At 69.1% G+C, this 1,091-nt stretch carries 1 rRNA gene and 1 pseudogene; one reads left to right on the top strand and one right to left on the bottom strand.

Going from position 1 to position 1,091, the window contains the following annotated elements:
* A 5S ribosomal RNA gene (rrf, locus tag ACIA6T_RS29345) occupies positions 1–93 on the top strand; the annotation flags it as partial.
* Between the two features lie 85 nt (positions 94–178).
* Here the strand turns inward: rrf and ACIA6T_RS29350 are convergent.
* A pseudogene (locus ACIA6T_RS29350) lies at positions 179–1,091 on the bottom strand (hypothetical protein); the annotation flags it as partial.

The raw sequence follows: 1,091 nt of genomic DNA on the forward strand, positions 1-1,091 counted from the left end.
ACGCCCGGTTACATTCCGAACCCGGAAGCTAAGCCTTACAGCGCCGATGGTACTGCAGGGGGGACCCTGTGGGAGAGTAGGACGCCGCCGAACAATCTTTGGAAGGACCCTTGGTCCCAGCGTTCAGCTGGGACCAAGGGTCCTTTTTTATTTATGCTTGTAGTGCCGAAGACAGGAGTCACCGATGTCCACCAACTCTCCCGACGACCGACCGGAGCGCGACCAGCGGCGACGGGACAGTGGTGACCGCGGTGGTCGGAGTGGCCAGCGCGGGGATCGTGGCGGTTTCCGTCGCGACAACGACCGCGGCGGCTTCCGTCGCGACGACCGACGTGATGACCGTCGCGACAGTCGGCGAGACGACAACCGTGGTGGCGGGTACGGGCATCGGGACGACCGCGACCGCGATCGTGGGCCGCGCCGCGACGACCGCGGTGACCGTCCCTCCTTCCGCCGGGACGACCGTCGTGATGACCGGAGTGGTGACCGTCCGTCCTTCCGTCGTGATGACCGGAGCGGTGACCGTCCCTCCTTCCGTCGCGACGATCGTGGCGACCGCGGTGACCGCCCCTCCTTCCGTCGTGATGACCGGAGCGGTGACCGTCCCTCCTTCCGTCGCGACGATCGTGGCGACCGCGGTGACCGCCCCTCCTTCCGTCGCGACGACCGACGGGACGACCGTCGCGACAGTCGGCGAGACGACAACCGTGGTGGCGGGTACGGGCATCGGGACGACCGCGACCGCGATCGTGGGCCGCGCCGCGACGACCGCGGTGATCGTCCGTCCTTCCGTCGCGACGATCGTGGCGACCATGGCGACCGCCCCTCCTTCCGTCGTGATGACCGGAGCGAGCGCGGTGATCGTCCGTCCTTCCGTCGTGATGACCGGAGCGGTGACCGCCCGTCCTTCCGCCGGGACGACCGACGGGACGACCGGAGCGGTGACCGCCCGTCCTTCCGCCGGGACGACCGACGGGACGACCGGAGCGGTGACCGTCCGTCCTTCCGTCGCGACGATCGTGGCGACCATGGCGACCGCCCCTCCTTCCGTCGTGATGACCGGAGCGAGCGCGGTGATCGTCCGTCCTTCC

The organism is Streptomyces sp. NPDC051740 (assembly GCF_044453165.1).
GTDB classification, from domain to species: Bacteria; Actinomycetota; Actinomycetes; order Streptomycetales; family Streptomycetaceae; genus Streptomyces; species Streptomyces atrovirens.